The following is a 25,754-nucleotide window of genomic DNA, read 5'->3' on the forward strand; positions in this document are numbered from 1 at the left end:
TTCGGAAATTGTCTGCCCGGCAACTGCCAGCCACATCTGCCAACTGTTTTCGCGGCCCTTATGATTATGTCCTTACCGGACGTGAAATTTGCCAACTGAAGAGGCGCTGTTATCAAGTTTAGATTTCCCTGATGTCTCGGACCTGCCTCGTTAAGTGCCCGGTTGCGATTACATCGCTGGCATCAAACGGCACGAATTTAAGCATTTAGAGGTTTGCGGCTTAACCACCCTGCGCGGCGCGGTTTTTTAAAGTTTTTCGCTGAAACCGAAGTAATATTTTTTTACTGAAATGCAGTATCTTGCAAGTCGGCCTTTGTTGACGTACTCGAAACCTGCACGACCCTTTGGCCGATTAACAATACCGTTTGGTGGCGCTGCGTTTCAGCGCCATACACATTATGACGTTGGGATTACGATGAACCTTTATTTGGATTACCTGGCTGAGATCAAAAGCAGAGAAACTCAAGGGCTCGCTCCCAAGCCGATTGATGACGGAGCTCTCGTCGGTGAGATTATTGCGCTGATCAAGGATGCAGGTAGCGAACACCGCGCCGATGCCCTCAAATTCTTCATCTACAACACGCTGCCAGGCACCACCAGTGCAGCAGGTGTCAAAGCTGCGTTCCTGAAGGAAATCATCCTTGGCGAAGCGGTCGTGCCCGAGATTACGCCGACGTTTGCTCTCGAACTCCTGTCCCACATGAAGGGTGGTCCTTCGGTCAAGGTTCTGCTCGATATCGCGCTCGGTGACGATGCTGCAATCGCAACCAAGGCCGGTGATGTGTTGAAGACCCAAGTCTTCCTTTATGATGCCGACATGTTCCGTCTGCGTGATGCCTACAAGGCTGGCAATGCCGTCGCGAAGAGCGTTCTCGAAAGCTATGCCAAGGCTGAATTCTTCACCAAGCTTCCTGACGTCGAAGACGAAATCAAGGTTGTGACCTTCATCGCAGCTGAAGGCGACATTTCGACCGATCTTCTGTCGCCGGGTAACCAGGCCCATTCGCGTTCCGACCGCCAGTTGCATGGTCAGTGTATGATCACGCCTGAAGCGCAGGCGGAGATTGTCGCACTGCAGAAGCAGCATCCTGACAAGCGCGTTATGATGATCGCCGAAAAGGGTACGATGGGCGTGGGTTCGTCGCGTATGTCCGGCGTGAACAACGTTGCGCTGTGGACTGGCAAGCAGGCCAGCCCTTATGTGCCTTTCGTCAACTTCGCGCCAATCGTGGCGGGCACCAACGGTATCTCACCGATCTTCGCGACCACTGTCGACGTGACCGGTGGCATCGGTATCAACCTGAAGAACTGGACCAAGAAGACCGGTGACGATGGCAAGCCGATCCTCAACAATGATGGCAACCCGATCCTGGAACAGCAGTTCTCGGTAGAAACCGGCACTGTTTTGAAAATCGACGCGAAGGGTAAAAAACTTCGTGATGAAAATGGCAACGAATTGGTTGATGTTGCTGCAGCCTTCACACCCCAGAAGATGGAGTTCATGAAGGCCGGTAGCTCTTACGCTATCGTTTTCGGCAAGAAGCTCCAGACATTTGCCGCCCAGACCCTCGGCGTTGAGCCGACTGCGGTCTTTGCGCCAAACAAGGAAATTTCAATCGAAGGCCAGGGCCTGACGGCTGTTGAAAAGATCTTCAACCGCAACGCTGTTGGCGTGACGCCAGGCAAGGTATTGCATGCCGGCTCCGATGTCCGTGTAATTGTAAATATTGTTGGTTCGCAGGACACCACCGGTCTGATGACTGCGCAGGAACTTGAGGCGATGGCGGCGACCGTCATTTCGCCGCTGGTTGACGGTGCTTATCAGTCCGGTTGCCATACGGCTTCCGTTTGGGACAAAAAGGCACAGGCCAATATTCCAAAGCTGATGTCCTTCATGAACAACTTCGGCGTTATCACCGCGCGTGACCCGAAGGGCGCTTACCACTCGATGACCGACGTCATCCACAAGGTGTTGAACGACATCACCGTGGATGACTGGGCAATCATCATCGGCGGCGACAGCCACACCCGCATGTCCAAGGGGGTTGCGTTTGGTGCAGACTCTGGCACCGTGGCGCTGGCACTGGCCACCGGTGAGGCAACAATGCCAATCCCGCAGTCGGTCAAGGTAACCTTCAAGGGCACGATGCAGCCGTACATGGACTTCCGCGACGTTGTTCATGCCACACAGGCGCAGATGCTCAAGCAGCATGGCGACAACGTCTTCCAGGGCCGCATCATTGAAGTTCACCTCGGTACGCTTCTCGCTGACCAGGCCTTCACATTCACCGACTGGACGGCTGAAATGAAGGCCAAGGCGTCGATCTGTATCTCGCAGGACGAGACCCTGATCGAGTCGCTAGAAATTGCCAAGTCGCGTATCCAGATCATGATCGACAAGGGCATGGACAATGCTGTTGGTACGCTGAAGGGCCTGATTGCCAAGGCGGATCAGCGCATTGCCGAAATCCGTTCGGGTGAAAAGCCTGCTCTGAGCCCGGATGCCAACGCAAAGTACTTCGCAGAAGTTGTCGTGGATCTCGACATCATCAACGAGCCAATGATCGCTGACCCTGACGTCAACAATACAGACGTTTCCCGTCGCTATACGCACGACACGATCCGCCCGGTTTCCTACTATGGCGGCACCAAGAAGGTTGACCTTGGATTCGTTGGTTCATGCATGGTGCATAAGGGCGACATCAAGATCGTTGCCCAGATGTTGAAGAACATCGAAAAAACTGCAGGCAAGGTTGAGTTCAAGGCGCCTTTGGTGGTTGCGGCACCGACCTACAACATTATTGACGAGTTGAAGGCTGAAGGGGATTGGGAAATCCTGCAGAAGTATTCCGGCTTCGAATTTGATGACCTGAAGCCAAAGACTGCCAACCGTACCGAGTACGAGAACATTCTCTATCTTGAGCGTCCAGGCTGCAACCTTTGCATGGGTAACCAGGAAAAGGCTGAAAAGGGTGATACGGTTCTCGCAACCTCGACCCGCCTGTTCCAGGGCCGCGTTGTGGAAGACACCTCGGAGAAGAAGGGTGAATCGCTTCTGGCTTCGACCCCGGTCGTGGTGCTGTCGGCGATTCTTGGCCGCACGCCAAGCATTGAAGAGTACCGCAGTGCGGTTGACGGCATCGACCTGACCAAGTTCGCGCCGCCAAAGACCACACCGATCGATAGCCTGTCGGTCCACTACTAAGATTTTGACCTGAAACACAGTGCCCCGAAGTTGAAGAACTTCGGGGCACTGTTCTTTTGTGCGGATGTTTGCCGGACAACTATTGTCGACGCTAGAAATTGACCTGCAGGTTGGCATGGGCAGCATTGGACTGGAAACCACTGGCAAACTCGCCAGCATAACTCAGTGTCAAACGTGCGGATTTGGAAAGTCTGGCGGTAATGCCAGCTTTTACCAACAGTGAATCGCGCGGCATGGTAACACCTTCCAGAATGAAAGGTGAGCTACCCTCAAATGCAAAAAATGAGGTGGGCGAAAGATCACCTATTGCGTGGCGCCAACCCAACATGCCGGACACCATCACCGGCATGTCAGTCGGCAGGTTGGCAGCCCAGCGCATACCTATGGTGGAGACGGTCAGGTTGTCGGAGCCACCAGCAACAGACAAGGCTGCGACACCGCCATCTTCGCGGAAATTATCCGTATTGAGGTTGATGTAGGCAAGATTGGCGAAGGGCTGCAACTTGACATCATCCAGTTGCAGCGTCCAGGAAATATCGCCAAACGCCTGAAGAGTATCGCTACCATAATCGGCCTTCAGCCGGTCGGTGAAGGAGCCGAATGCGATATCGCGTTTGGTCGAGATATCGCTGCGCGAGTAGATGGCGCCGCCGAGTATATCAAGAGGACCGAAGTCACCGGCAGCATAAAGCCCTGCATGATAACTGTCCGCCGTGGCCTCAGAACCTGCGGAAAGAGAGCTGTATCCGAGAATGCCGCCGAGACGCCATTGTTCGGAAATGGCAAAATCAGCGCCGATGAGTGAGCCTGCTACACGGGCATCAAGACCGCTGGCCACACCATTGTCAGAGAAATTACCTTGAGCAAATATGCCGGTTGTCCAAAACGACAGCTCTTCCTGATCTGCCCAGGGTCTGGCAATTAGCGGGTTCATCTGATCCATGATCGCGTTACGGGGAAACTGGCTTTCCCAGAGAAATGCGCTTTTGAGAGATGCGTGAACCTCGCCGTTAAGCTGTGAAAAGGCAGCCTCGGCGGTTTCTATATTAAGAGGCAACACGGCCATGAACAGCGCATTTGTCGATCCCAGACTCTCAATGGCTGCTGCGGTTACGCGTTCATTTTGTGTCAGGGCAACATCAGCAAAACGCACAGCATTGCGATCAAGGCTGAGATCCACTGTGGTGGGATTGTAGGTCAGCGTCGGGGAAAGAAACGCAAAGTCGCTGGCGATGGTGTCGAAACTACCGGTGATGCTGCCAGCCGACAGGATCGTGTAGGCCGTGGACAGGCCATAGGTGTTGCTTGCTGCACGAATATCAAGCGTACCACCTTCGATATCAATTGTGCCGATGGCGTTCACCTGATCCGACAGACCGGTTGAGGTAATATCCACCTGGTAGGTCGATCCGATGCGGAAGGTCAGGTTACCATTCACGGAAACGGTTTGCAGGCCAGGACCGGGGGACAGAATGCCACCGGCATTGATCACCAATCCGCCGGAGACACCGCTGCCGGACAGCAAGCCGCCGTCAAAAACATCGATCGTTCCGGTGACTGTTCCTTGATTGATGAATTCACCGCCGCTGACGCTCGCCGCACCACTGATGATGCCGGTGTTTGAGAAGGAACCACCATTGTTGCTCAATGATGCAACTGTACCGTCATTCGACGCATTGCCGGAATTGGTGACCGCGCCAGTCGTTGCACCGCTGTTATTGGTAAATGTGCCCTGATTGCCGATCTCGACGGAAGCAAGCGTTGCATTGTTGACGACCGTGCCGCCATTGATTGTCGTTGCGCCCGTAACCTCGCCACCACTATTGTTGGTGAAAGAGCCAGCGTCATTTTGAAGGGATGCGATGGTTCCCGCATTGGTCACCGTGCCGGAATTTTTGATATTACCCGCGATGCCGTCCGAGTTGTTGATGAAGGCTGCAGCGGCTGCAACGTCGGCGTCGGTTATCTCGAAATTGTTGGTGACTGTCCCGCCAGTAATGGTGGTCTGTCCAGTGATTGTGCCACCGGCATTGTTGACGAAGTCTCCGGCCGTGTTGGTCAGCGAGGCGATTTCGCCGGCATTTGAACTGTTGCCGGCATTAGTAACGGCACCGGCCGTGCCATCCGTTGTGTTGGTAAAGATGCCACCAGCCCCAACACTCACGGCATTCATCTCTGCATTGTTGGTGACAGTGCCTCCGGCCACGGTTGTTGTGCCAGAGACAGCACCGCCGAAGTTGTTGGTGAAACTTCCCGCATCGTTTTGCAGGGATGCGATGGTACCGGCATTGGAGACTGTGCCGGAGTTTCTGATGTTGCCAGCCGTTGCGCCGTTGTTGTTGACGAAATCTGCTGCCGCGGCGACATCTGCATCTGTCATCTGGAAATTGTTGGTCACCGTTCCGCCGGAGATTATCGTCTTTCCGGTGATGACGCCGAGGTTGTTGTTGGTGAAGTTGCCTGCCATATTTGTCAATGAGCCAAGCGTGCCGGCATTCGACGCCGTACCGGCATTGGTGAGTGCACCTGCAGTGCCAGTTGTGTTATTGGTAAAGGTCCCGCCGGAGGACACAGAAACATCGCCCACAGTTCCGCTGTTGGAAAGTGCAGTGGTCGCTTCCACCACAGCACTACCTAGGCTGCCATTTACCGCAACGTTGCCTGCATTCAATTGCAGTTTGCCGTTGAGCGTTCCGTCAATAAACAGGTTGCCGCCATTCAGGTCGATATCGGAATTCACGACGCCACCAGCATTGATGCCGAGGCTGCCGGAGTTGATCGTGCTGCCACTGGTCACCGTAAGTGTCCCGGTATTGGTGATGGTAACATCACCGCCATTCACACCAAGCTGATTGACGGTGACGTTATTGGTGACCTGCGGGGAACCAGTGTTGACAGCCGCTGCATCATTTGCGCCCGGCAGAGCAGGTGTCCAGTTCGTTCCGTTGCTGAATTCATTGTCCGTATTACCGGTCCACACCGACTGCGCAAACGACGGCACGACAAAGGCCAGTGAGGCTAATGCTGTGAAAAGCCCGAGACGTCGAGCCAATACCGGAAGCAGTTGATGTGTCATTTAGCGACCGATGCTAACGAGCGCCGACAACCATCGGCGGGCAGATAACGACTCGTAACCAAGCATGGTTAATGAAGTCTTAACTGTCAACGTGCGGCGGCTTTGCTCGATCCCCTGATTCACAAGGGTTTCACGCCAGATAAAGCACTCAAAAACGGGCCTGATTTACCGCAGGAAGTTGCGGAACCGGCGTAATGCCAAAGTGAAGAGAATGACGGCAATAACCAGCAGGGCAAGCAACTGCGGCCAGACGACATCAAGGCCGGCACCCCTGAACAGCACCGCCTGTGCGAGGATGACGAAGTGGGTGTTGGGTGCAAGCAGCATGATGTGCTGGATGATGTCAGGCATGCTTTCACGCGGTGTCATTGCACCTGAAAGCACCTGAAGCGGCAACAGTACCAGAATAAGCAGCAGACCGAATTGCGGCATCGAGCCCGCGACGGTCGCAAGGAATATCCCCATGGATGTCGTTGCAAACAGAAACAGTGCCGTTCCCACCAGGAAGATGAAAGGAGAGCCCTCAATCGGTACGCCAAGCAACCCTTTGACCACCCCGAACAGGGCAAAACCTGCAGCAACCAGCACCACCAGGCCCATCGACCAGATTTTGCTGAGCATGATTTCCGTGGGTGTTACCGGCATGACCAGTAGATGTTCGACGGTCCCGTGCTCACGCTCACGGATCAGTGCAGCGCCCGTCAGGACAATCGATAACATGGTGATGGAAGTAATGATGTTATTGATGGAGCCGAACCACGACTTGTCGAGTGACGGGTTGAAACGTGCCCGAAGCGTCAGGTCGACGGGAACATTGGTTTGACCGCGGTACCGCTCCAGAAACTCATTGACCTCACTCGTCACGATCGACTGGATGTAGCTGCTGCCACTGAACGCCTGGCTCATACGTGTTGCGTCAACATTCAGCTGGATTGCCGGATGCTGGTTTGCCAGCACATGGCGCTGGAAATCCGGGGGAATGTTGAGGGCGAATGTATCAAGCCCCGCATCCATTCTGCGATCCATCTCACTGATGTCGATCAGCTTCGGCGGCACGAAATAGGGCGGCGTGAATGCCGTGCTGATGCGGCCGGAAAGAGGCGATTGGTCCTCATCGACAATTGCAATTGCGGCATTGTTGAGCGTTTCGGGCAGGGCGCTTGATCCGGTATAGATTTGCAGACTGAATGCGTAGAGGATCAGCAGCACCAGCATCGGATCGCGTGCCAGTCCACGCAATTCCTTTAAACCTAGCTGAAAGATGTTGGATGAAAACAAAGCTCAGCTCTCCTGCTTTTTAAGAAGCACGGCACCGAGTGTCGCAAGGATTGGTATGGCGATCAGCAGGGGAATGAAGGAACCGGCAAGGCCTGCAAAATCAAGCGCCTTGGAAAAGGCGCCGCGTGAGATGGTCATAAAATAGGTGGTGGGGTAAATTTCGCCGATGAAGGCACCCGCACCCTGAAGGGATGAGACCGGGTCGGTCATACCGGAATATTGCGTGGCTGGAATAAGTGTCAGCAGTGCAGTTCCGAAGATTGCTGCGATCTGACTAGACATGAATGTCGACATGAAAATGCCGATCGAGGTCGCAATGATCACATAAAGAAGGGCCGCTGCCGCGTAGGCAATAAAGCTGCCTGTGAAGGGAACGCGGAAGACTAGCGTCGCAAAGGCAACCAGCAGCAGGAAATTCATCACGCCTAGAACAACGTAGGGGATCTGTTTGCCGAACAGGAATTCCAGCCGTGTGACGGGGGTCACATAGAGGTTGATGATGGATCCGAGTTCCTTTTCTCGCACCACGCTGAGGGCTGCCAACATGGCCGGGATGAGCATCAACAGAAGCGGAATGACTGCTGGCACCATAGCAACCAGACTTTTGACATCAGGGTTGTAGCGAAAGCGTGTCTCGATGGAAAATGTGCCGCGGGTTGCCTCCGTGCCGTAAAGTTGTCTTGCCTTTCGGGTGAGCCAATCAGCATGCATGCCTTGGACGTAGCCGCTCACAGTTTCCGCCCGTTGCGGCATGGCGCCGTCGATCCAGGCGCCGATTTCGACGTCATCGCCACGCTGCACCTTGCGCCCGAAACCCGGCGGAATTTCAATGGCCAGACTTATCTCGCCATCACGCATCCGCTTGTCCATGTCGGCATAATCGCGAATGGGCTCTTTTTCGATGAAGTAGCGGGATCCGGCAATGTCGAGGACATAATCCCTGCTTATGGTGGTATCGTCCCGGTCTAGTACAGCGAATGTCAGGTCTTCGACATCCATATTTATGCCGTAACCGATGACAAACATCAGGATGACGCTGCCCAGCACCGCAAGCGTGGCACGAATGGGATCGCGCTGAAGTTCAAGTGCTTCGCGCCGCGTGTAGCTGAACATGCGCCTGATATCGAAGAAGCGTTTCTTGCTCATCGCCTGCGGATGGCTGGCAGCGGCAAGTTTGGTTATATCAGCCGTCTGAGAGGTTTTTGCCTTATCGGTCTTGTCCGAAGCCGTGATGCCCGAGGCTTCCTCCAGATAGGCGATGAATGCATCTTCCAGCGTGGGAGAATTGCGGCTTTTGGCAATGGCGGCTGGCGTGTCGCTTATCAACACCTTGCCTGCATGCATTAATGAAATGCGGTCGCAACGCTCCGCTTCATTCATGAAATGCGTGGAGATGAAGATCGTTACATTGTCTTTGCGGGAGAGATCGGCAAGGATTTGCCAGAATGCATCACGCGCGATTGGATCAACACCCGAGGTGGGTTCGTCAAGGATCAGCACATCTGGTGAATGGATCATGGCAACGGCCAGCGACAGGCGCTGGCGTATGCCAAGCGGCAGCCCGTCCGGCAACGTATCCATCACGTCTTGCAAGGTGAACCGTTGCGCCATTTCATCAATGCGTGTCGGAATGGTTTCGTCAGGCAGTTCGAACAGGCGAGCGTGCAAATCAAGGTTTTGGCGAACGGTCAATTCGCTGTAGAGCGAAAAAGCCTGGCTCATGTAACCGACACGGCGGCGCACCGCCATGTCACTCGCATCGACCTTGTTGCCGAAAAGCTTTGCCTCGCCTTCGCTGGCGGCCAGAAGGCCGGTCAACATTTTCATGGTTGTTGATTTGCCGCAGCCATTGGAGCCGAGAAAGCCGAAGATTTCGCCGCGTGGAATCTGGAAACTGACATTGTCCACGGCGGTAAAACTGCCAAAGCGCATGCTCAGATGGCTGGCCTCGATGGCATATTCCTGCGTGCCGCCGGTTTCTCGAGGCGGAATAACGACATCGACATGATTACGGCGTTCCGTCTCTGGCAGCATGGCAATGAAGGCGGCATCAAGATTGGCGGCCCCTGTGCGTTCAAGCAGTTCTGAAGGTGTGCCAGTGTCGAGAACCTTGCCGGCGTTCATGGCAACAAGCCAATCGAAGCCTGCGGCTTCTTCCATATAGGCTGTCGCGACGATAACGCTCATGCCCGGCCGTCCGACACGGATCGCGTCAATCAGTTCCCAGAACTGCCGCCGTGACAGCGGATCGACACCAGTCGTGGGTTCATCGAGGATCAGCAAATCCGGATCGTGGATCAGCGCGCAACAAAGGCCGAGTTTCTGTTTCATACCACCGGAAAGCTTGGCTGCCGGCCGGTCAGCAAAAGGGCCAAGACCGGTACTATCAAGCAGTTCGCGAATACGGGTTTCACGCTCCTGTTTGTCCTGGCCGAACAGGCGGCCAAAAAAATCGACATTCTCGAAAACAGAAAGTGTTGGGTATAGGTTTTTGCCCAGTCCCTGCGGCATGTAGGCAATGCGGGGGCAGGTGGCATTGCGATGTTTCGCATCGGAAATGTCGCCATCGAGAACTTCGACCTTGCCCTTCTGAACAGCCCGTGCGCCGGAAACGAGTGACAGAAGGCTGGATTTTCCAACGCCGTCAGGGCCGATCAGTCCCACCATGCAGCCTGACGGGATATCCAGCGATACCTCGCTCAGGGCAATCGTTTTTTTGTAGGCGAGAGTGACGTTTTGAAGCCGTACCACAGCGTTCTGACCGCTTTTGGCGGAACTCGAGGCAGTGCTGTTGTTTGTGTCAGCCTCGTTCATCGCGGCGCCGTTATTTTACAAGATTCTGTTCGAGATTTTGCGGCCATGTTGCTTGCGCATCCAGCCGGACATACGCCATGCCCGGCAAGCCGGTTTTGACGTACTGGATGTATTTTTGCAGCAATTCCTGCGGTATTTGGGCGCGAACCCGGAACGTCAGTTTCTGACGTTCTTCTTTAGTCTCAACGGTTTTGGGCGTAAACTGCGCCACATCGGCAACGAAGGACACCTGGGCAGGGATGGTCAACTGGGGAGCCGCGTCCAGCACGAGACGTACGTCTGAACCAATTGAGGTCCGGCCAGCTTCTGCCGTTGGTAGGAAGAAGGTCATGTAGACGTCGCCAAGGTCCACGAGGTTCAAGACACGGCCACCGGCAGACAGAACCTCGCCGGGCTGTGCGATTCGGTATTGAATTCGCCCGTCGCGGGGTGCCGTCAAAGTGCTGTCGGCAATGTCGGTTTCGATACTGTCAATTTGTGCCTTTGCCGCATCAACAGCTGCTTCGGCATCCACCACTTGCGCCTTAGCAGCATTGATGGCTGCATCAGAGGCAGCAAGCGACGCTTCTGCCGCAGCAAGTGTTGCCCTTGCAGCCTGCTCGGCCGCTTCGCTGTCATCGACGACCTGCTGTGACACGGTATTGTTGGTCAACAGTTGTCGCGAGCGGGCATTGGTTTTAGCCGCGGAATCGAGCTGGGCTTTGCGCTGTTCGATGACGGCTAGTGCAGATTTTCGTTCTGCCTCACGCTGGGCAACGAGGCTATGGGCCGTATCGACCGATATCTCCGCGCGGCGCCGCTGTGCTTCGGCCTGTCGTTTGCTGGCTTCCAGCTGGGCGGTGTCCATTTGTGCAAGTGGCTGGCCAGCCTTGACGAATTCACCTTCGCGAACCATCAACTCCTTGAGCCTGCCAGCTGTTTTGGTGGAGATGTCAATCTCCACGGCCTCTATACGGCCATTGCTGGAGACAAAACCTGCGGGCAAATTATCACCCCGCAGAACGGTCCAAGCGTAATATCCGACGCCGATGGCAATAACGGCGATGACGCCCCAAACCCAACCTCTTGCAGCTTTGAACATTACACTTAATCCGATTTATGGTTTTCGTGACTATGCATTAAGGGTTGAGGAAATGAACACCCTCTTGAGAGCCATGTCAAACGGCTTGGTGCCGCCACGCAATATAAATTTTCACATCTCAAAAAGGGCCAAGCCTTTGGCGCATTTTCGAAAATTGCAAAAAGTCAAAAGGCATTGACCGCTTAACTTCGTGGTGTCGACATGGCGGTGTTTGGACAGGTCGGTGGTGTTGTGGCTTTGCCGGCATTTGAAGATACGCAACTGGTCAATCAGGTTGATCTGAAAATCTCTTTAAAAAATTCAAGGTTTATGCGCCGTTGATGCGGGTTTTCCGTGTGAAAGTGTTTGGGGAAATCTGGAGCAAACCGGGCTATATCAAAAGTTCTTCTGACCCCATCAAACAACCTATCGTGCTAGGTCTGGTTCAGTCGACGATGGTCCGGCCTTTGCGGGATCGTAGTGCGGCTTCGAACAATGCCGAGTGTGCTCATGGACCTGCCGAAGATAAAAGCGCTGATTGATTTTGTCGGGCGAACCAACGTTACCGAACTGAAGGTAACGGAAAGGGACGTCACCGTTCGAATTTTCCGAACTGGCCACGAAATCTCTGCTGCAACGGTCACGACACCGACTGACGGCGTTCAAGCTATTCTACCGGCTACGCAAACGGCACCCACTGACAGCAACAGTTCTGGCACATCCGTCCGTGCACCGATCTTCGGTGTTTTGCACCGTGCATCTGCACCGGGCCAGCCGCCATTCGTCAATATTGGCGATGTGGTGGAAGAGGGGCAGACACTTTTTATTATCGAGGCCATGAAAGTATTCAACAAGATCGCCGCGCCCTGTGCTGGCCGTATCACCTTCGTTACGGATGTTGATGGCGGAGAGGTCGAAACCAACAATTTGCTGGCGGAGATTGCGTGATGGCAGAGAATTTCGCCAGCGCTGATCCACTCTTTGATACGGTGCTGATTGCCAATCGTGGTGAGATTGCTGTGCGCATACAGCGCGCCTGCCGCGAGCTTGGCCTGAAGACAGTTTCGATTTGCTCTGAGGCTGACAGGCAAGCCTCCTATGGCGAAACGGCAGATCATTTTGTCTGTGTTGGTCCCGCCAATGCGCGCAGAAGCTATCTCAATCAGGATGCCATTCTTCTGGCCGCCCGGTTAACCGGTGCAGGTGCCATTCATCCCGGTTACGGTTTTCTGTCCGAGAACACGTCATTTTCGGCAGCCGTAGAGGATGCCGGACTGACCTTTATCGGTCCAGATGCACGGTCCATTGCCACCATGGGTGACAAGATTACCGCTAAGAAGGCGATGATTGCCGCGGGTGTGCCATGTGTGCCAGGGCCGGATACGGCGCTTCCAGATGACCATGCCACGGTTGAGCAGATTGCCCGTGACATTGGTTATCCTGTCATCATTAAGGCCGCAGGCGGCGGCGGTGGGCGTGGCATGCGGGTGGTTCAGGAACCATCTGCGCTGATCGAAGCAATGACCCTGACGCGTGAAGAGGCCAGACAGGCCTTCGGCAACCCTGCGCTCTACATGGAGAAGTTTCTCCAGCATCCCCGTCATATTGAGATACAGGTGCTTTGCGACACCCATGGAAATGCGGTTTGGCTTGGGCATCGCGATTGTTCAATGCAACGGCGCCATCAAAAAGTGGTCGAAGAAGCCCCGGCCCGGGGTATTGCAGCCGATATCATTGAGCCTGTTGGTTTGGCGTGCGTGGAAGCCTGCCAGCAGATTGGTTATCGCGGCGTTGGCACGTTTGAATTTCTGTATGAAGATGGAAAATTCTACTTCATCGAAATGAATACCCGTTTGCAGGTCGAGCATCCCGTTACTGAAATGACCAGTGGCATCGACATCGTGCAGGCCCAGATCAAGGCGGCGCAAGGTATACGACTCGATCTTCAGCAGGGTGATGTTATCTGCGATGGACACTCTTTCGAGTGCCGGATCAACGCTGAAGATCCCGATACATTCCTGCCATCGGCAGGGGCTGTCACGGACATTGCCTGGCCGCAAGGCGAAGGAGTCCGACTCGATACCCATATCTATCCCGGCTACCGGGTGTCGCCGTATTACGACTCCCTGATTGCCAAATTGATCGTGCATGCGCCGACGCGGGCTGAGGCCATCACCAAGATGCGAACCGCGCTTGCCGGGACACGCGTTGAAGGCATTTCCACCAACCTGCCTTTGCTGCGTGCCCTGTTTGAAGACGCGGCTTTTGCCCAAGGCGAAACGGACATTCATTATCTAGAAAAGTGGCTGAAAGCATGGAGAGCGGCATGAGCAGGCTCGATTTCACCGATCCCGCCTCTCTTGAGGCTCTGACGGAGATGTTGGCGGCCGCCGGTGTCGAAGGCTTGGAAATCTCCATGCCAAATGCGCAGTTGCGGCTGGTTATTTCCGTGCCAGAGACTGTGAGAACGTCTTCGTCTGCCGTGGCTTTGAAGCCGAGGAGTGCGACATCCAGCACGACGGTGAAGGCACCGATTGCCGGGCATTTCCATGTGTCACATCCGTCTCTTGCCTCTGGGGCGGGTCAATTCCCCCGCTCGGTTGTTGCGTCCGATGTGATTGGATTTATCCGTATCGGCCAAATTCTCGTGCCCGTCCTTGCCGGCCGCACTGGCTTGTTAACCCGTCAGCTCACCGAGCAGGATGCTCTGGTTGGCTTCGGTGATGTTTTATTCGAACTCGAGCCTCAACCATGATTGCCAGATCAAGCATCCTCGCGTCGCACCATGAAATTCAGCCTGTCGTTAAAGGTCGGGCAAATGTTTCCTTCATCGGCTCACGCTCCTTTCTGCTTGAAGCGCCGGGTGAATTCGATTTGCCGGCACAGCGCTTTATCTGGGCGCTTTCTCAAACTGTAAGTGCATGGGCTGATGTCGCGGAAGTCATTCCCGGCATGACCAACCTTCTTACCATTTTCAAGGAAACGCCTGCGGAGCCCGATGCTGTCGTCGGCCGTCTGCTGGAAGCATGGGACAATGCCGCAAGTATCGATCTCTCGGGAAAAACGGTTGAGATACCGGTTCACTACGGCGGTGAATACGCAACGGATCTTGCCGCATTATGCGACTTTTCCGGCTTAAGTGACCGTGAGGTTGTACGCATTCATCATGAAGCGACATACAGGGTTTTTGCGCTCGGTAGCGCGCCCGGCTTTGGGTACCTGCACGGGCTTGATGGCCGTATTTACATGCCGCGCAAAACGGTGCCGTCCATCAAGATGGAAAAGGGTTGCGTGACAATTGGTGGCATGCAGACCGGTGTTGCCATGCTGACCGGTCCCAATGGCTGGAACTCAATCGGCTATGCGGATTTGAAAATGTTCGATCCAACGTTAGCGACACCGGCGCTTCTGGCGCCTGGCGACACTGTCCGTTTTGTGCCAGCGAGGGTAGAGCTATGATCGAAATCCTCGAAACCGGCCCTTTCAACACCGTTCAGGATCTCGGACGTCCGGGCTTTCGTAATATTGGTGTCACGGCTGGCGGCGCCATGGATCCGCTTGCTGTAAAAACCGGCAATATTCTTGTCGGGAATGAGCCGGATGCGGCGGTCATAGAAGTGCAGACCTTTCCGTTCAAATTACGTGTTTCTACGCCGATGGTTTTTGCGGTAACCGGTGCAGATGGCCTGGTCCTGCTGAATGGCAAAGACGTGTTGCCATGGTGCGCTCATCTGGCCAAGGGCGGTGATGTGCTGGAATTGCGACAACCGGTTAAACGCGCCCGCGCTTATGTTGCTGTTGCCGGCGGATTGGATGTCCCGGTGCTGATGGGATCACGCAGCACGGCACTGCGCGGCAATTTCGGCGGCAATGACGGAAGGCCGCTTGCGAAGGGTGATCATCTGAAAACTGGCACGCAGGAGAATATTTTGCCACTGCCTGCAAGTGGCTTGGCGGTGGTGGAGCCATCACAAGCTTTGGCCAATGTCTTTCCTGACATCGTTGAGGGCGTGTTGCAGGTTCGCGCTATTCCGGCTGGCGAACATCATTTGTTTGCCGATGATGGTGAAGCCTTCTGGGGGCAGGCCTGGCGTATCTCGTCGCGCAGTGACCGCACAGGTTACAGGCTTTCCGGCGAGCCCATCAAACCGACCGAGACCAGAGAAATGCGCTCGCACGGTGTGGTTCCAGGCGTTGTACAGGTTCCGCCTGGTGGGGAGCCGATTATTCAGATGAGCGATGCCAATACCGCTGGTGGTTATCCGAAGATAGCCGGTGTGATCGAGGCTGATCTGTGGCGGCTTGGACAGGCAAATCCCGGCGGAAAGATCAGGTTCGTCCAGACCAGCCACGAAGAGGCACGCCAGGTTGAGCAAGCGGTAAAAACCTATCTAGAGGACATCAAACGGACTGCAGACATGGTCAAGCGCGCTTTGAAGGCGATGGCCTGAGCAGCAACCGGATCAAGAGGGAGGAACTGATGAAAATCGATCTCAATTCCGACATGGGTGAAGGTTTCGGCCCCTACCGCTTGTGTGACGATGACGCCATGATGAAGCTGGTGTCGTCCGCCAACATTGCCTGCGGTTTTCACGGCGGTGATCCCGATACAATGGCGCGCATGGTGCGTTTGGCCAAGCAGAATGGCGTTGGTATTGGTGCGCATCCGGGTCTGCCAGATCGAGCCGGTTTTGGCCGGCGTGAATTGCCGTTTCAACCCGATGAACTGCGCCACCAGATGCTCTACCAACTGGGCGCACTGATCGCGATTGCCAAGAGCGAAGGCGTTGAGGTTGGCCACTTCAGTTTCCATGCGGCGATGGGCAACATGGTCAATCGTGATCCGGTGCTTGCCGACATGATGATGAACGCCATTTCGGCTGTTGATCCCAAGCTGGTGGTCTTTGTAACCCCGCAAAGTGAAATTGAAAAAGCCGCCAAACGGGCCGGTTTGAAAACCCTTGCCCTGTTCCTGGCCGACCGTGCCTATGACGCTAAGGGTAACCTTGTTGCCCGTGGTCTTCCAGGTGCGTTGGTCAAAGATGAACCATCCGTGCGTGCCCGGGTTCGCCGTTTTCTGACCGATGGGACAGTTGAGGCTATCGATGGCGCCATTCTTGCCATGCCGGCTCGGTCAATTCTTGTGCATAGCGATACGCCGGGTTCGCTGGAATTGGCCGGCATCGTGCACAGCGAAATCATTGCTTCAGGTGCGACCCTCGCGCCAGCCGCAGAACTTGCGTCTTAACAATCGGCCTTCTCCTTCATCTCACAGAAAGATCATTCCGATGCCTTCTACCGCTGACAGATTGAAAAACGTCTCCATATCCGCTTCTGCTGCCATGACACAGCGTGCCAGAGAACTGGCTGCGCAAGGTATCAAGGTTGTCAGCCTGTCGTCTGGGGAACCGGATTTTCCGACACCTGCCCATGCCATTGAGGCCGCCCATGAGGCTGCTCTTGGGGGCCAGACAAAATATCCGCCTATGGATGGCACACCGGGGCTGAAGGCTGCTATCGCCAGAAAGTTCAAGCGCGACAACAACCTCACCTATGATGCAAGCCAGATCATCGTATCCGGCGGCGGCAAGCAGGTTATTTTTAATGCCATGCTTGCGACCTGTAATCCGGGTGATGAGGTGGTTATTCCAACGCCGTCATGGGTGAGCTATGCCGACATCGTCAAGTTTGCCGGCGGTGTGCCGATTCCTGTTCCCTGTGTTGAAGAGACCGGCTTCAAGCTGCGTGCAGAAGATCTTGAAGCGGCAATCACGCCGCGTACCAAATGGCTGCTGTTGAACTTCCCGAACAATCCAACCGGTGCTGCCTGCTCACGGTCGGAAATGGCCGCAATTGCAGAGGTGATGTTGCGTCATCCGGATGTCTGGATCTTGACCGACGATATTTACGAACATCTCGTTTATGATGGGTTTGAATTCGGCACGATTGCTGATGTCGAACCACGTCTCTATGACCGTGTTCTGACGATGAATGGCGTTTCCAAAGCTTATGCGATGACCGGCTGGCGTCTCGGTTATTGCGCCAGCGGTTCAAAGGAACTGATTGCGGCGATCAGCAATGTGAACGGTCAAAATAGCGGTGGTATCGCCACGGTTACGCAGGCCGCAGCCATTGCAGCATTGGATGGACCGCAGGATCTGTTGAAGGAACGCGCTGCAATCTATCGCGAGCGTCGCGATCTTGTGCTGGGCAAGCTGGCTGAAATTGAGGGTCTGCGTTGCCACAAGCCGGAAGGTGCATTTTACCTGTACCCGAACATGTCCGGGCTGATCGGCAAGACCACCAAGGGTGGCCGCAAGATTGAAGGTGACGTCGATTTTGTCATGGGGCTGGTGGAAGAACACCACGTTGCCACCGTTCAGGGCGCGGCCTATGGTATGAGCCCGTATTTCCGCATTTCCTATGCCACTAGCGTCGAAATGTTGAACGAAGGTTGCGCCCGTATCGCGCAGTACTGCAAGGATATGCGCTGATAAATTTGATCTGCCGGCCTGAATGTCGGGCCGGCAGGTAACTACCTTACAGTTTCAACTTTTCGGTCAGCTCGACCAGAATGTCCTTCACGGCAAATGCCGGTTCCGACAAAGAGTTCTGGTCGGATGTGCATAAGGACAGGGTTTCCTCGATACGAGGAGACAAGATACGACAGATCAGCGGTTCGCTTGTTTCTGAGACGATACGGTCGGCGATCGCTTTCGGCATGATGGTTGCGCCAAGGCCATTGGCAACGGCACGTGCGAGAGTTCTGACAATCTCTACCTCTGCGACAACCTTGAGGTTGATGCGGCTTCGGGTAAAGGCCGTATCGACAGCACGGCGTACAAAATTGTACGCAGGCGGCATCAGCATCGGCATACCGTCCAGCGCGGCAATCGGCACCGGTTTTGAGTCCGCCTCGATGGCAAAATCCCGGTGCGCCACCAGATAAAACTCTTCACTCAGCAGCGGTTCGAAACGTACCCCCTTGATCGGTCCTACACCATGAATCAGGGCCAGCTCAAGGCGGCCGTTCATGATCATCTGGCTATAGGTCTGTCCGACGCTTTCGGTCAGATGAATGAGAATGCCTGGATGACGTTTGCGTGTTTCGGCCAGGAGATCGACCGACAAAGTTGCTGCACTGCTGAAGGGTACGAGACCGACGGAAACCCGTCCGGCAATCGAGTTTCCAGCCGCCGATGCATCCACCTGTGCCTGTTCCATCTGGCGCAAAATGATCTGCGCGTGACGGTAAACAGCGTGGCCGGCATCGGTCATCGTCACACCCTGCTGGCTACGGATGAGCAACTTCTGGCCAAAATGTTCTTCAAGCGCTGCTAGCTGCTGGCTGAGGGCCGGCTGTGCGAGATGCAGAATATCTGCCGCACGCGTGATGCTGCCGCTATCAACAATGACGATGAACGATTTTAAACGTCTTATATCCATGTTTTTTCAAATGGTTTTGAGTGGCGCGCAGATTACAGGCTGGGGCAGGTTTTGCAATGCAGGCCTTTGTATGAATTTCGTTATTCGCTGTCGTGGATTTTCGCCAATCCCGTACGGAAAAGCCGTTTTCTGCCCTCCATAAAAGTTCCTTATTACTCCAAAAGTAATCGGTCTTAGGCAAGAGCCCAAAGCTTAGCTAATGTTCATGGCAACAAATAAAGGGGATCAGAATGCCATTCTCCGATTACAAGACCGCATTGGTCACCGGCGCTTCATCCGGTATCGGCGCAGCAGTTGTAGAGCGGCTCCGTCGCGAAAATATTGAAGTTCATGCCGTTGCCCGTAGTGCGGATGCGTTGAATGAACTTGCAAAACGTACCGGCTGTATAGGGCATGCTATCGATGTTACCGATCGTGCAGCGCTTGCCACTCTGTCTGAGAAGGTTCAGTTCGATATTCTGGTCAATAATGCCGGTGTCGACAGGCCGAAAAAATTCCTGCAGGCTGATGCCGACGACATTGATCTTCTTGTCGATGTGAACCTTCGTGCGGTTCTGCATATCTGCCGCCTGATCGTTCCGGGCATGGTGGAGCGCGATCGCGGTCACGTCATCAACATTTCGTCGATTGCCGGCAATTACAACTTTGGAGGAAACTCCACTTACCACGCAGTCAAGGCTGGTGTTGCCATGCTGTCGAACCAATTGCGGCTGGATGCATTTGGCAAGCGGGTTCGTGTGACGGAAATCTGCCCGGGCCGGGTTGCGACGGATATCTTCAATCACGTGCACGGCAATGACCCGAGCGTGCGTGAACGTTTTATCGACGGTTTTGAATTGCCAAAGGCCGAAGACATCGCCGATGCGATAGCTTTTGCTATCGCAGCACCGGTTGCTGTCAATATTGGTCACATGGAAATTACTCCGACCTTGCAGGTGATGGGCGGTCTTCAAACTGCCAAGCCACAAACTGCCGCGCAGTCTGATGTCACCAAGGAGCCAAAGCCGTGAGCGGCTTTGATCTGATGTCCGTCCTGAGCAATCAGGAGTACATCGGGATGCTGCTCCACGGCATCAAGATCACATTTGCTATCTTCCTTGGCTCGTGGTCGCTGGCCATGTCATTGGCGCTGGTGCTGTTGTGCATCCGCTTTTCGCCGTTCAAATTCGGTGATCGTCTTGTTGCGGCGTATGTTTCCTACCATCGTAATGTGCCGACACTGGTACAGTTGATGTTGTGGTACTTCGGTATCTTCACGTTGCTGCCGTCGGGACTGACAAACTGGCTGACGGATCATAACGCCGAAGCAGTGTTTGCCGTGGTAGGGCTTGGACTTTGTCAGGCCGCTTATTTCAGTGAGGATTTGCGGTCAGGTTTGCGCTCGGTCAGTCCGGGGCAGATGGAGGCGGCAAAAGCACTGGGGCACGGTTATCTGTCGGCCATGCGCTTCATCATCATGCCGCAAGGTGTGCGTAATGCATTGCCGCCGCTCATCAACCACAGCGTTTCCCTGTTCAAGAACAGCAGTCTTGCTCTGGTTATCGGTGCGTCCGAATTGACCCATGCGGTCAAGGAAATTGAAAATCTCAGCTTCCAGACCTTTGAAATCTATCTGGTTGGAACTGTTCTTTATCTCTTCTTCTCGCTGTTGATCATGGCTGCCGGAGCTTATCTGTCGATGCGTCTGGATCCTGTATGGAGGGCACGGGCATGATCGGAGATATGATCACCATCATCCAAGACTACTGGCTGCTTTTGTTGATCGGTCAGTACCCGAATGGTCCGCTTGGTGGCCTTGCCAACACGCTTATTCTGTCAGCACTCGCTATTGCCTTTGCGTTCCCGGTCAGCATTCTGATGGCCATGGCACGCCTGTCCAAATGGCGCATGGTGCGGTGGCCGATCACAGCGCTTGTTTACGTCACACGCGGCGTACCGTTGCTGATGCTGATCCTGTGGACTTACTTCCTCATCCCGTTGTGGACGGGAGCTGATGTACCAAGCTTCGCCATTATGCTGGTGACGCTCGTTGTCTATCAGGGCGCATTCCTTAGCGAAGTTGTCCGGGCTGGTATTGTTGCCCTGGGGGCAGGCCAGATGGATGCAGCAAGAGCGCTGGGTCACAGCTATCTCAGCGCCATGCGTTTTATCATCCTGCCGCAGGCGCTCTATAACATGATCCCGAGCATGATCTCGACCTTCGTTGCGACGATTAAGGATACGACGCTTGGTTATGTCATTAACGTGCCGGACCTTACCTTCGCGGCAAGTCAGGTTAACAACCAGCTTCTGACGCAGCCCTTCCAGGTCTTCCTCATTCTGGCAATCGTTTATTACGCCATCTGCTGGAGCCTGACCTATCTCGCCAATGCTGTTGAGCGCCGTATTGCCAAGCGCCGCGCGGGTGTGGTTGCCCGCCCGCAACCGGAAACGCTGGCGCAGGCCAAAATCATAACGGAGCAGCCATGACCACGACATCATCATCGAAAGAGCAGACGATCCGTATCTCGAATGTCTGCAAAAGCTATGGCGACTATCAGGTTCTGAAAAATGTTGACGCTGAGGTGGCGCGTGGCGAAGTGGTGGTCATCTGTGGTCCCTCGGGTTCCGGAAAGTCGACGCTGATCCGCACCGTTAATCGTCTTGAGGAAATCAACAGCGGTTCGATCACGCTGGATGGCCAGGACATTCATGCGGCGACAAAAACGAAGGAACTCAACCTGCTGCGTAGCCGGGTTGGTTTCGTCTTCCAGAGCTTCAATTTGTTTCCGCATCTGTCGGTGCTGGAAAATGTGACGATCTCGCCCATCCGCGTCAAAGGCGTTGCACCTGATGTAGCCCGCGACAAGGCCTTGAAACTTCTGGATCGAGTTGGTCTGGCCGACAAGGCTGGCGCTTACCCGGCTCAATTGTCCGGCGGTCAGCAGCAGCGTGTGGCGATTGCCCGCGCTCTGGCCATGGAGCCGCCGGTCATGCTGTTCGATGAACCGACAAGCGCGCTCGATCCTGAAATGGTTGGCGAAGTGCTGGCCGTGATGAAGGGATTGGCCGCAGAAGGCATGACCATGATGTGTGTCACGCATGAAATGGGCTTCGCCCGCGAAGTTGCCGACCGCATCTGGTTCATCGATGCCGGTGAAATTATCGAAAAGGCAACGCCTGAAGAGTTTTTCACCACACCACGCCATCCGCGCGCGCAGCGGTTCCTGTCCGATCTGCGTCACTGATACCAAGCAAAATCATAAGAGGAGAACTGCAATGAACTGGAAATGCCTTACACTCACCGCCATTCTCGCTGGTACAGCCCTTGCGACGCCTGCCGCTGCGGATCAGCTGGATACGATCATGTCCAACAAGGTTCTGCGTTGCGCGACCTTCGCAGACGTTGTTCCTTTTGCTGCTCCCGATCCAAAGACCCGCGAAATGGCTGGTTTCGACGTTGATCTTTGCAATGCCATTGCCAAGGAACTCGGCGTAAAGGCTGAGGTCAAGCCGGTGTCGGTTGAAGCCCGCGTACCAGAGGTCAAGCTCGGCCGCGTTGATATCACGGTTGCCAACCTTGCCTATACACAGAGCCGCGCAGAGCAGATCCAGTTCAGCGATCCCTATTACCTTGCCAAGGAAATGCTGATCGTGCCGGTTGATGATGCCGGTCAGAAGAAAGCCGACTATGAAGGTCAGCGCGTTGCCTCCACCAAGGGCTCGACCTCTGAAATGTCGATCAAGCTCAACAAGTCCGATCCTTTGACCTTCCAGGACACTGCGTCTGCCTATCTCGCCGTTCAGCAGGGTAAAGCCCGTGGCATGGTTGCCAACACCATGACAACGACGAAGTTTGTCAACGAATCCAAGACCAAGGGCAAGCCAATGCGCATGATTGAGGAGCCAATGCTCTATCAACCGATCGGTATTGGCATGGCCAAGGACAATCCGGCTCTGACCGCCAAGATCAACGAAGTGCTGAAGAAGCTCGATGCAGACGGCGAGATCAACAAGATTTGGGACAAGTGGCTTGGCCCGAATACCGAATACAAGATGACCCGTACCGACAAGGTGGTTCCACTTTCCGAACTGAAGTTCGACCCGATTCCTTGATCCTGCCGGGCTAAGGCCCCTCAGCATCCATTGAAACACACACATCAACATCAATGCGAGCGGCGGGACGTTCCCGCCGCATGCCTTACCGTGGGAGGTTTTTATGATCCACATTAAAGATATCGCAGAACGGCCAAGCAAAGAAGACATCGAAGCGCTTTCGAAGTTCTCGCCTGCAACCATCCATGAGGCACAGGGTCGTAAAGGTGCACTTTCCTCCCGTTTGAAGCCTGTCGATTACAAGATGAAGCTGTGCGGCCCTGCCTTCACGGTGAAATGCGCCCCGCGCGACAACATCATGCTGCAGCTGGCCATCAACTATGCCAAGCCCGGTGACATCATTGTTGTTTCGGCTGGTGAATATGAAGAAGCCGGTTCTTTCGGTGACGTGCTGGCCAATGCCTGCCTGGCAAAGGGTATCGGCGGTCTGGTAACGGACACCGGTGTGCGCGACACACTGCAACTGCGCGACCTTGGTTTCCCGGTATTCTCTCTCAGTGTCTGCATCAAGGGCACTGTGAAGGAAACGATTGCAGCGGTGAATGACAGCATCATCGTTGGCGGCGAAATCATCAATCCCGGCGATATTATCGTTGGTGATGCCGATGGTCTGGTTGTCGTGCGCCGTGAAGACGCCCAGGAATCGGCGCGTCTGTCGCAAATCCGTGAAGATGCCGAAGCTGGTTACATTGAAGCCTACAAGCAGGGCAAATCGGTTGTCGAAGTCAGCAATCTCGAGGCCGTGTTGAAGGCCAAGGGTCTGGTTGTCGATATCTGATCATGTGGTGTTGCGAGACAGATCTGCTGTTTCGCACCATCGCCAGTGATCCCAATGAGAAAAGAGGAACGGTGTGCAGGGTGTCCGATACCGTTCTTCCCTTAAATGAAATGACACCTCCTTTTAAGGAACAAGGTCTGATGACGTCTCGACTATTTGATTTGTCCGGTTTGCGTGCCTTGGTGACGGGTTCGTCGCAGGGGATTGGACTTGCTTTGGCACAAGGTCTTATCGAACATGGCGCATCTGTTGTGCTGAATGGCCGTGACAAGGTGCGGCTTGGCGAAGCGGCCGCAGCGCTGAAGGCTGAAACGGGCGTTGCTGTCGATACGGCGGATTTTGACGTGACAGATGGTGACGCGGTCAAGCGTGGTGTCGAAGCCATTGAGCGGGATATCGGACCGATCGATATCCTGATCAACAATGCCGGCATGCAGTTCCGCTCACCGCTGGAGGATTTTCCAGCTGACCGGTGGGAACAGTTGCTGAAGACCAATATCTCCAGCGTGTTTTATGTCGGTCAGGCGGTGGCCCGTCACATGATCGGCCGTGGCAAAGGCAAGATCATCAACATCGCCTCGGTGCAGAGTGAACTGGCCCGTCCGGGGATCGCGCCCTACACGGCCACCAAGGGGGCTGTGAAGAACCTGACACGCGGCATGTGCACCGATTGGGCCAAACATGGCCTGCAGATCAATGCGATTGCACCTGGATACTTCAAGACACCGCTCAATCAGGCACTGGTCGATAGCGAGGAGTTCTCGTCCTGGCTTGAGAAGCGCACACCGGCTGGCCGTTGGGGCAATGTCGATGAACTGGTCGGTGCGGCTGTGTTCCTGTCGGGCAAGGCATCGTCGTTCGTGAATGGCCATACGCTTTATGTCGATGGCGGGATCACCACCAGCCTTTGAGTTTTGGCTCCGTGAGCCAAAGAGCCTTTTTGACATCCCATGATGGCGGTGATGGCGGATGCGTGCCCATCGGCCATGACTACTGATCATGCCCACTGACCATAACCGCGTGAGCGGTGTTTATCTTTTGGAGGAAACCATGAGCAAACCCGATATTCTGATGACGGGTCCATACCCGGAATGGGATCAGGTTGAACTCGATGCACATTACACGGTGCACAAGCTGTTTGAAGCCGCCGACCGCGATGCATTCCTGAACCAGCATGGCGACAAGATCAGTGCGATTGCCACCCGTGGCGAACTGGGGGCGTCTGCCGAGTTGATCGGCAAGCTGCCGAAGCTGGAAGTCATCTCCGTCTATGGTGTCGGTTTTGATGCGGTTGATCTGGCAGCCTGCCGGGCCCGCGGCATTCGCGTCACCAACACGCCTGACGTGTTGACCAATGATGTGGCCGACCTTGGTGTGGCAATGATGCTGGTGCAGTCACGTGGCATCATCGGCGCAGAGACCTGGGTCAAGGACGGAAGCTGGGCGGAAAAGGGCCTTTATCCGCTGAAGCGCCGCGTCTGGGGCCGCAAGGCCGGTGTGCTGGGACTTGGCCGTATCGGCTTTGAAGTCGCAAAGCGCCTGCGTGGCTTTGATATGGACATCGCCTATAGCGATGTCGAGGCAAAATCCTATGCGGAAGGTTTAACTTATATTGCCGATCCGGTGGAACTGGCCCGGCATGCCGACTTCCTGTTCGTCACGCTGGCAGCCTCTGCTGTCACCCGCCATATTGTCTCAAAGGATGTGATTGCCGCACTTGGACCTGAGGGCATGCTGATCAACATCTCACGGGCCTCGAACATCGATGAGGAGGCACTGCTGGAAGCACTGGAGAACAGGACGCTCGGTTCAGCAGCGCTTGATGTGTTTGAGGGTGAGCCAAAGCTCAATCCGCGTTTCCTGCAACTCGACAATGTGCTGGTTCAGCCGCACCATGCGTCTGGAACCATTGAGACCCGCAAGGCCATGGGCAAGCTGGTGCGGGATAATCTCGCCGCGCATTTTGCCGGGTCTGCCCTGTTAACTCCTGTTCTGTGAGAGA

Annotated in this window: 21 protein-coding genes; 16 read left to right on the forward strand and 5 right to left on the reverse strand. The window is 54.9% G+C overall.

Features of this window, described 5'->3' with window-relative positions; all coding sequences use genetic code 11:
• Positions 1-415: 415 nt before the first annotated feature.
• Positions 416-3,205, forward strand: a complete 2,790-nt coding sequence (locus ACZ5FM_RS19295; protein WP_259148789.1) for a bifunctional aconitate hydratase 2/2-methylisocitrate dehydratase — start codon at positions 416-418, stop codon at positions 3,203-3,205.
• A gap of 91 nt (positions 3,206-3,296) precedes the next feature.
• Here the strand turns inward: ACZ5FM_RS19295 and ACZ5FM_RS19300 are convergent, their stop codons facing one another.
• The 4 genes from ACZ5FM_RS19300 to ACZ5FM_RS19315 all read right to left on the reverse strand — a co-directional run bounded on the left by ACZ5FM_RS19300 (position 3,297) and on the right by ACZ5FM_RS19315 (position 11,454).
• Positions 3,297-6,281, reverse strand: coding sequence for an autotransporter outer membrane beta-barrel domain-containing protein (locus ACZ5FM_RS19300; RefSeq protein WP_464040966.1), 2,985 nt, complete (start codon positions 6,279-6,281; stop codon positions 3,297-3,299).
• A 165-nt stretch (positions 6,282-6,446) separates the two neighbouring features.
• Positions 6,447-7,559 carry an ABC transporter permease gene (locus ACZ5FM_RS19305; RefSeq protein ID WP_464040967.1) on the reverse strand — a complete coding sequence of 371 codons (1,113 nt, stop codon included), beginning with the start codon at positions 7,557-7,559 and terminating at the stop codon, positions 6,447-6,449.
• Between the two features lie 3 nt (positions 7,560-7,562).
• On the reverse strand, positions 7,563-10,373 hold the full coding sequence (rbbA, locus tag ACZ5FM_RS19310; RefSeq protein ID WP_464040968.1) for a ribosome-associated ATPase/putative transporter RbbA: 2,811 nt from the start codon (positions 10,371-10,373) through the stop codon (positions 7,563-7,565).
• 10 nt (positions 10,374-10,383) lie between these two features.
• Complete coding sequence (locus ACZ5FM_RS19315; RefSeq protein ID WP_464040969.1) at positions 10,384-11,454, reverse strand: HlyD family secretion protein; 1,071 nt, start codon at positions 11,452-11,454, stop codon at positions 10,384-10,386.
• A 489-nt stretch (positions 11,455-11,943) separates the two neighbouring features.
• Between ACZ5FM_RS19315 and ACZ5FM_RS19320 the strand changes: the two genes are divergently transcribed.
• The 7 genes from ACZ5FM_RS19320 to ACZ5FM_RS19350 are packed head-to-tail and all read left to right on the forward strand — an operon-like array spanning position 11,944 to position 17,927.
• The gene (locus ACZ5FM_RS19320; RefSeq protein WP_464041058.1) at positions 11,944-12,381 is read left to right on the forward strand and encodes an acetyl-CoA carboxylase biotin carboxyl carrier protein; all 438 of its coding nucleotides are present in this window, start codon (positions 11,944-11,946) and stop codon (positions 12,379-12,381) included.
• The gene (accC, locus tag ACZ5FM_RS19325; protein WP_464040970.1) at positions 12,381-13,763 is read left to right on the forward strand and encodes an acetyl-CoA carboxylase biotin carboxylase subunit; all 1,383 of its coding nucleotides are present in this window, start codon (positions 12,381-12,383) and stop codon (positions 13,761-13,763) included. The genes ACZ5FM_RS19320 and accC overlap by 1 nt, the downstream gene beginning before the upstream one ends.
• A complete protein-coding gene (locus tag ACZ5FM_RS19330; RefSeq protein WP_464040971.1) occupies positions 13,760-14,188 on the forward strand; it encodes an acetyl-CoA carboxylase in 429 nt (142 codons plus the stop codon). The genes accC and ACZ5FM_RS19330 overlap by 4 nt, the downstream gene beginning before the upstream one ends.
• Positions 14,185-14,892, forward strand: a complete 708-nt coding sequence (gene pxpB, locus ACZ5FM_RS19335) for a 5-oxoprolinase subunit PxpB (protein ID WP_464040972.1) — start codon at positions 14,185-14,187, stop codon at positions 14,890-14,892. Before ACZ5FM_RS19330 ends, pxpB begins: the two co-directional genes overlap by 4 nt.
• Positions 14,889-15,884, forward strand: a complete 996-nt coding sequence (locus tag ACZ5FM_RS19340; RefSeq protein WP_464040973.1) for a 5-oxoprolinase subunit C family protein — start codon at positions 14,889-14,891, stop codon at positions 15,882-15,884. The genes pxpB and ACZ5FM_RS19340 overlap by 4 nt, the downstream gene beginning before the upstream one ends.
• A gap of 29 nt (positions 15,885-15,913) precedes the next feature.
• Entirely contained in the window at positions 15,914-16,681 is a 768-nt protein-coding gene (locus ACZ5FM_RS19345) for a 5-oxoprolinase subunit PxpA (RefSeq protein WP_250984516.1), read from the forward strand.
• A 40-nt stretch (positions 16,682-16,721) separates the two neighbouring features.
• Positions 16,722-17,927, forward strand: coding sequence for a pyridoxal phosphate-dependent aminotransferase (locus ACZ5FM_RS19350; RefSeq protein ID WP_464040974.1), 1,206 nt, complete (start codon positions 16,722-16,724; stop codon positions 17,925-17,927).
• Between the two features lie 46 nt (positions 17,928-17,973).
• Here ACZ5FM_RS19350 and nac read toward each other — a convergent pair whose 3' ends face one another.
• Complete coding sequence (nac, locus tag ACZ5FM_RS19355; RefSeq protein ID WP_192489722.1) at positions 17,974-18,879, reverse strand: nitrogen assimilation transcriptional regulator NAC; 906 nt, start codon at positions 18,877-18,879, stop codon at positions 17,974-17,976.
• 230 nt (positions 18,880-19,109) lie between these two features.
• Between nac and ACZ5FM_RS19360 the strand changes: the two genes are divergently transcribed.
• From ACZ5FM_RS19360 to ACZ5FM_RS19395, 8 genes are all read left to right on the forward strand, one after another.
• A complete protein-coding gene (locus tag ACZ5FM_RS19360; RefSeq protein WP_464040975.1) occupies positions 19,110-19,889 on the forward strand; it encodes an SDR family oxidoreductase in 780 nt (259 codons plus the stop codon).
• The gene (locus ACZ5FM_RS19365) at positions 19,886-20,593 is read left to right on the forward strand and encodes an amino acid ABC transporter permease (RefSeq protein ID WP_259148795.1); all 708 of its coding nucleotides are present in this window, start codon (positions 19,886-19,888) and stop codon (positions 20,591-20,593) included. Before ACZ5FM_RS19360 ends, ACZ5FM_RS19365 begins: the two co-directional genes overlap by 4 nt.
• The gene (locus ACZ5FM_RS19370) at positions 20,590-21,348 is read left to right on the forward strand and encodes an amino acid ABC transporter permease (RefSeq protein WP_192489719.1); all 759 of its coding nucleotides are present in this window, start codon (positions 20,590-20,592) and stop codon (positions 21,346-21,348) included. The genes ACZ5FM_RS19365 and ACZ5FM_RS19370 overlap by 4 nt, the downstream gene beginning before the upstream one ends.
• Positions 21,345-22,106: an amino acid ABC transporter ATP-binding protein gene (locus tag ACZ5FM_RS19375; protein ID WP_192489718.1), complete on the forward strand. Its 762-nt coding sequence runs from the start codon at positions 21,345-21,347 to the stop codon at positions 22,104-22,106. Before ACZ5FM_RS19370 ends, ACZ5FM_RS19375 begins: the two co-directional genes overlap by 4 nt.
• Positions 22,107-22,137: 31 nt before the next feature.
• Positions 22,138-22,974: an ABC transporter substrate-binding protein gene (locus ACZ5FM_RS19380; protein WP_312949689.1), complete on the forward strand. Its 837-nt coding sequence runs from the start codon at positions 22,138-22,140 to the stop codon at positions 22,972-22,974.
• Between the two features lie 103 nt (positions 22,975-23,077).
• Positions 23,078-23,752, forward strand: coding sequence for a 4-carboxy-4-hydroxy-2-oxoadipate aldolase/oxaloacetate decarboxylase (locus ACZ5FM_RS19385; protein WP_259148797.1), 675 nt, complete (start codon positions 23,078-23,080; stop codon positions 23,750-23,752).
• Between the two features lie 140 nt (positions 23,753-23,892).
• Positions 23,893-24,663 (forward strand): SDR family oxidoreductase, encoded by a 771-nt coding sequence (locus tag ACZ5FM_RS19390; RefSeq protein WP_464040976.1) that lies wholly within the window; start codon positions 23,893-23,895, stop codon positions 24,661-24,663.
• A gap of 139 nt (positions 24,664-24,802) precedes the next feature.
• Positions 24,803-25,750 (forward strand): 2-hydroxyacid dehydrogenase, encoded by a 948-nt coding sequence (locus ACZ5FM_RS19395; protein ID WP_464040977.1) that lies wholly within the window; start codon positions 24,803-24,805, stop codon positions 25,748-25,750.
• Positions 25,751-25,754 lie beyond the last annotated feature (4 nt).

This window comes from Agrobacterium sp. 5Ca50, from assembly GCF_055381905.1.

What these genes read in the sequence shown, in the direction of transcription:
- ACZ5FM_RS19370 (WP_192489719.1), top strand. Translation starts at nt 20,590, where the DNA reads ATGATCGGAGATATGATCACCATCATCCAAGACTACTGGCTGCTTTTG.
- ACZ5FM_RS19300 (WP_464040966.1), bottom strand. Translation starts at nt 6,281, where the DNA reads ATGACACATCAACTGCTTCCGGTATTGGCTCGACGTCTCGGGCTTTTC.
- ACZ5FM_RS19385 (WP_259148797.1), top strand. Translation starts at nt 23,078, where the DNA reads ATGATCCACATTAAAGATATCGCAGAACGGCCAAGCAAAGAAGACATC.
- ACZ5FM_RS19340 (WP_464040973.1), top strand. Translation starts at nt 14,889, where the DNA reads ATGATCGAAATCCTCGAAACCGGCCCTTTCAACACCGTTCAGGATCTC.
- ACZ5FM_RS19360 (WP_464040975.1), top strand. Translation starts at nt 19,110, where the DNA reads ATGCCATTCTCCGATTACAAGACCGCATTGGTCACCGGCGCTTCATCC.
- accC (WP_464040970.1), top strand. Translation starts at nt 12,381, where the DNA reads ATGGCAGAGAATTTCGCCAGCGCTGATCCACTCTTTGATACGGTGCTG.
- ACZ5FM_RS19380 (WP_312949689.1), top strand. Translation starts at nt 22,138, where the DNA reads ATGAACTGGAAATGCCTTACACTCACCGCCATTCTCGCTGGTACAGCC.
- ACZ5FM_RS19320 (WP_464041058.1), top strand. Translation starts at nt 11,944, where the DNA reads ATGGACCTGCCGAAGATAAAAGCGCTGATTGATTTTGTCGGGCGAACC.
- rbbA (WP_464040968.1), bottom strand. Translation starts at nt 10,373, where the DNA reads ATGAACGAGGCTGACACAAACAACAGCACTGCCTCGAGTTCCGCCAAA.
- ACZ5FM_RS19345 (WP_250984516.1), top strand. Translation starts at nt 15,914, where the DNA reads ATGAAAATCGATCTCAATTCCGACATGGGTGAAGGTTTCGGCCCCTAC.
- ACZ5FM_RS19390 (WP_464040976.1), top strand. Translation starts at nt 23,893, where the DNA reads ATGACGTCTCGACTATTTGATTTGTCCGGTTTGCGTGCCTTGGTGACG.
- ACZ5FM_RS19375 (WP_192489718.1), top strand. Translation starts at nt 21,345, where the DNA reads ATGACCACGACATCATCATCGAAAGAGCAGACGATCCGTATCTCGAAT.
- ACZ5FM_RS19315 (WP_464040969.1), bottom strand. Translation starts at nt 11,454, where the DNA reads ATGTTCAAAGCTGCAAGAGGTTGGGTTTGGGGCGTCATCGCCGTTATT.
- ACZ5FM_RS19295 (WP_259148789.1), top strand. Translation starts at nt 416, where the DNA reads ATGAACCTTTATTTGGATTACCTGGCTGAGATCAAAAGCAGAGAAACT.
- ACZ5FM_RS19350 (WP_464040974.1), top strand. Translation starts at nt 16,722, where the DNA reads ATGCCTTCTACCGCTGACAGATTGAAAAACGTCTCCATATCCGCTTCT.
- pxpB (WP_464040972.1), top strand. Translation starts at nt 14,185, where the DNA reads ATGATTGCCAGATCAAGCATCCTCGCGTCGCACCATGAAATTCAGCCT.
- ACZ5FM_RS19395 (WP_464040977.1), top strand. Translation starts at nt 24,803, where the DNA reads ATGAGCAAACCCGATATTCTGATGACGGGTCCATACCCGGAATGGGAT.
- ACZ5FM_RS19330 (WP_464040971.1), top strand. Translation starts at nt 13,760, where the DNA reads ATGAGCAGGCTCGATTTCACCGATCCCGCCTCTCTTGAGGCTCTGACG.
- nac (WP_192489722.1), bottom strand. Translation starts at nt 18,879, where the DNA reads ATGGATATAAGACGTTTAAAATCGTTCATCGTCATTGTTGATAGCGGC.